Raw genomic sequence first — 4232 nt, 5'->3', positions numbered from 1 at the left:
GGTCTGGGCCATCGACGGTGACGGTTGCTTCCAGATGACCAACCAGGAGCTGGCCACCTGCGTCATCAACAACATCCCGATCAAGGTCGCGGTCATCAACAACAGCAGCCTCGGCATGGTGCGGCAGTGGCAGACGCTCTTCTACGACGAGCGCTACTCCAACACCAACCTGCAGCCCCTCGAGCAGCGCGTCCCCGACTTCGTCAAGCTCGCCGACGCGTACGGCTGCCTGGGCCTGCGCGCGGAGACGCCCGACGAGGTCGACGCCGTCATCAGGCAGGCGCTGGAGACCAACGACCGACCCGTCGTCATCGACTTCATCGTCCACCGCGACGCCATGGTGTGGCCGATGGTCCCGGCGGGCGTCAGCAACGACATGATCCAGGCCGCACGCCACGAGGCGCCGGTCTGGGAGCGAGAGGACTGAGGCCGGGCATGAGCAAGCACACCCTGTCCGTGCTCGTCGAGAACAAGCCCGGCGTGCTGACGCGCGTCGCGGCCCTGTTCTCCCGGCGCGGCTTCAACATCGACTCGCTCGCCGTCGGCCCGACGGAGATCCCGGAGATCTCGCGGATGACCGTCGTCGTCGAGGTCGAGGGCGCGGCCCTCGAGCAGGTGACCAAGCAGCTGAACAAGCTCATCGAGGTGCTCAAGGTCGTCGAGCTCGACCCCACCGCGTCGGTCCAGCGCGAGATCATCCTCGTCAAGGTCCGCGCGGACGCTGCCACCCGCAGCCAGATCGTCGACACGATCCACCTGTTCAAGGCCAAGGTCGTCGACGTCACGACCGACGCCGTCGTCGTCGAGGCGACGGGCAACTCCGACAAGCTGCGCGCGCTGCTCGACGTCCTCGAGCCGTTCGGCATCAAGGAGCTCGTCCAGTCCGGGATGGTCGCCGTCGGACGCGGCGGCCGCTCCATCACCGACCGCAGCCTGCGCAGCGCCTGACCGGCCGACGCCTCGCCGGGCGCCGCAGGCGCGTCGACCCCCCGCACCACCCAGACCCACCGCACACCGAACCGAAGGAGAAGGCCACCATGGCCGAGATGTTCTACGACGACGACGCCGACCTGTCCGTCATCCAGGGCAAGAAGGTCGCCGTCATCGGCTACGGCAGCCAGGGCCACGCCCACGCGCTCAACCTGCGCGACTCGGGGGTCGACGTCCGCGTCGGCCTGGCCGAGGGCAGCAAGAGCCGGGCCAAGGCCGAGGCCGAGGGCCTGCCGGTGTCGACCGTCGCGGACGCCGTCAAGGACGCCGACCTCGTCGTCATCCTCACGCCCGACCAGGTGCAACGGACGGTCTACGCCGACGACATCAAGCCCAACCTCAAGGACGGCGCCGCGCTGCTCTTCGGCCACGGCTTCAACATCCGCTTCGGCTACATCAAGCCCGAGGCCGACGCCGACGTCCTCATGGTCGCTCCCAAGGGTCCCGGCCACATCGTCCGGCGTGAGTTCGTCGACGGCCGTGGCGTGCCCGTGCTCCTCGCCGTCGAGCAGGACGCGTCCGGCACGGCCTGGGACCTCGCCAAGGCCTACGGCAAGGCGATCGGCGGCCTGCGCGCGGGCGGCATCAAGACGACGTTCACCGAGGAGACCGAGACCGACCTCTTCGGCGAGCAGGCTGTCCTCTGTGGTGGCGCGAGCCAGCTCGTCATGTACGGCTTCGAGACGCTCGTCGAGGCCGGCTACCAGCCCGAGGTCGCCTACTTCGAGTGCCTCCACGAGCTCAAGCTCATCGTCGACCTCATGATCGAGGGTGGCATCGCCAAGCAGCGCTGGTCGGTCTCCGACACCGCGGAGTACGGCGACTACGTGTCGGGGCCGCGCGTCATCGACCCGCGGGTCAAGGAGAACATGAAGGCCGTCCTCGCCGACGTCCAGAACGGCACCTTCGCCAAGCGGTTCATCGACGACCAGGACGCCGGCGCGCCGGAGTTCAAGGCCCTGCGCGAGAAGGGTGCCCAGCACCCGATCGAGGCGACCGGACGCGAGCTGCGCAAGCTCATGGCGTGGGTCAAGCAGACCGACGCCGACTACACCGAGGGCAGCGCCGCTCGCTGAGCGCCTCCTGACCGCCGGACCCGACGGCCGGCCACCCCCACTCGGAGGTGGCCGGCCGTGCGTTCGGCCGACCGACGCGCCTAGAGTGGCTCGCGGCACACCGTGGTGCCCTCGATGGCCCGCATCCCTCCACGGACGGGCGCCTCGTCCGTCCGAAAGGCAACCTCGTGAGCAAGCCCGTCGTCCTCATCGCCGAAGAGCTCTCGCCCGCAACGATCGAGGCCCTCGGGCCCGACTTCGAGGTCCGTCGCGCCGACGGGGCCGACCGCGAGGAGCTGCTGCGGGCCCTGGCCGACGTCGACGCCGTCCTCATCCGCTCCGCCACGAGGATGGACGCCGAAGCCATCGCGGCGGGCAAGCGGCTCCGGGTGATCGCGCGAGCGGGGGTCGGGCTCGACAACGTCGACGTGCAGTCCGCCACGCAGGCCGGTGTCATGGTCGTCAACGCGCCGACCTCGAACATCACCTCGGCCGCCGAGCTCGCCGTCGGCCTGCTCCTCGCGACGGCGCGCAACATCGCGCCGGCCAACGCCGCCCTCAAGAGCGGCGCCTGGGAGCGGAGCAGGTACACCGGCGTCGAGCTGCTCGACAAGACCGTCGGCATCGTCGGCCTCGGCCGGATCGGCGCCCTCGTCGCCGAGCGGCTCAAGGGCTTCGGCATGAGGATCCTCGCCTACGACCCGTACGCCTCGCCGGCCAAGGCCGGCCAGCTGGGCGCCCACCTCGTGGGGCTCGACGAGCTGCTCGCCCAGTCCGACTTCATCACCATCCACCTGCCCAAGACTCCGGAGACGCTCGGCCTCATCGGTGAGGAGGCCCTCGGCAAGGTCAAGCCGACCGTCCGCATCGTCAACGCCGCCCGTGGTGGCATCCTCGACGAGACCGCCCTCGCGCGGGCCCTCGCCGAGGGCCGCGTCGCCGGGGCCGGCATCGACGTCTTCGCCACCGAGCCGACCACCGGGTCGCCCCTGTTCGCCTACGACTCCGTCGTCGTGACGCCGCACCTCGGCGCCTCGACGGAGGAGGCCCAGGAGAAGGCGGGCATCGCCGTCGCCAGGTCGGTCCGGCTCGCCCTCGGCGGCGAGCTCGTCCCGGACGCCGTCAACGTCAGCAGCGGGTTCATCGCCGAGGAGGTCCGCCCGGGCATCCCGCTCGTCGAGAAGCTCGGTCGCATCTTCACGGCGGTCGCCGGCACGGTCCCCGCCCAGCTCGACGTCGAGGTCCGCGGCGAGATCACGGCGCACGACGTCAGCGTGTGGAAGCTCGTCGCCCTCAAGGGCCTGTTCACCGACGTCGTCGAGGACGCCGTCACCTACGTCAACGCCCCGGTGATCGCCGAGCAGCGCGGCTGCGTCGTGCGCCTCGTCACCGACCCGGACTCGGGCGACTTCCGCAACGTCACGACCCTGCGCGGCACCCTGGCCGACGGCACGGTCGTGTCGGTCTCGGGAACGCTGACCGGACCGAAGAGGGTCGCCAAGCTCGTCGGCGTCAACGGCCACGACCTCGAGGTCCCGCTGTCGGCCCACATGCTCGTCTTCGAGTACTCCGACCGGCCGGGAGTCATCGGCAACGTCGGACGCATCCTCGGCGATGCCGGCATCAACATCGGCGGCATGCAGGTCTCGCGTCAGGACGACCGCGCCATCGGCGTCCTCAACGTCGACTCCGACGTGCCGGCGGCGCTCGCGGCCGAGCTGTCCGACGTCGTCGATGCCAAGACGTTCACCGCCGTCGACCTCGACGACTGACGCGGCGGGTTCCCGACCGGCCCTCAGCCGGCAGCCCCCGACGCGTCCGCGTCGGCCTCGGCAGACCGCGTCCGCTCGGCCTCGTCGGCCTCGTCGGCCTCGTCGGCCTCGTCGGCCTCGTCGACCAGGTCGACCAGGTCGGCGAGCTCGGGCAGCAGCTCGTGGCGCTTGCTGAAGGTGTCGAGGATGGCGAGGGCGACGGCGGCGATGGGGATGCCGATGAGCGCGCCGATCGGACCCCAGACCGCGGCACCCGCGATGACCGCCCCGAGGGCGACCGCGGGATGGACGTCCATGGTGCGCTGGCTGATGCGCGGTGTGAAGACGTAGTTCTCGACCTGCTGGTAGACCGTGGCGAAGATGACGATCCACAGCGCGCTCAGGGGGTTGCCGAGCAGGGTGAACAGTGCCGGGA

At 70.5% G+C, this 4232-nt stretch carries 5 protein-coding genes; 4 read left to right on the top strand and 1 reads right to left on the bottom strand.

The window, feature by feature from the left end; genetic code table 11:
- From ACPYOM_RS21050 to serA, 4 genes are all read left to right on the top strand, one after another.
- On the top strand, window positions 1-427 hold a 427-nt coding region (locus ACPYOM_RS21050; protein WP_481347441.1), incomplete at its 5' end, for a thiamine pyrophosphate-dependent enzyme.
- 8 nt (window positions 428-435) lie between these two features.
- Window positions 436-948, top strand: coding sequence for an acetolactate synthase small subunit (ilvN, locus tag ACPYOM_RS21045; protein WP_076259910.1), 513 nt, complete (start codon window positions 436-438; stop codon window positions 946-948).
- A gap of 89 nt (window positions 949-1037) precedes the next feature.
- Window positions 1038-2066, top strand: a complete 1029-nt coding sequence (gene ilvC / locus ACPYOM_RS21040) for a ketol-acid reductoisomerase (RefSeq protein ID WP_481347440.1) — start codon at window positions 1038-1040, stop codon at window positions 2064-2066.
- A 167-nt stretch (window positions 2067-2233) separates the two neighbouring features.
- Entirely contained in the window at window positions 2234-3817 is a 1584-nt protein-coding gene (serA, locus tag ACPYOM_RS21035) for a phosphoglycerate dehydrogenase (RefSeq protein ID WP_481347439.1), read from the top strand.
- 23 nt (window positions 3818-3840) lie between these two features.
- Here the strand turns inward: serA and ACPYOM_RS21030 are convergent.
- Window positions 3841-4232 (bottom strand): AI-2E family transporter (locus ACPYOM_RS21030; RefSeq protein ID WP_481347438.1); only part of this gene is annotated, 392 nt, incomplete at its 5' end.

This window comes from Monashia sp. HAY1-2A (assembly GCF_056755315.1).
This window is presented reverse-complemented; position numbering and strand designations above follow the sequence as displayed.

Excerpts from the sequence above, each read along its gene's own strand:
- ilvN (WP_076259910.1), top strand. The coding sequence starts at position 436 with ATGAGCAAGCACACCCTGTCCGTGCTCGTCGAGAACAAGCCCGGCGTG.
- ilvC (WP_481347440.1), top strand. The coding sequence starts at position 1,038 with ATGGCCGAGATGTTCTACGACGACGACGCCGACCTGTCCGTCATCCAG.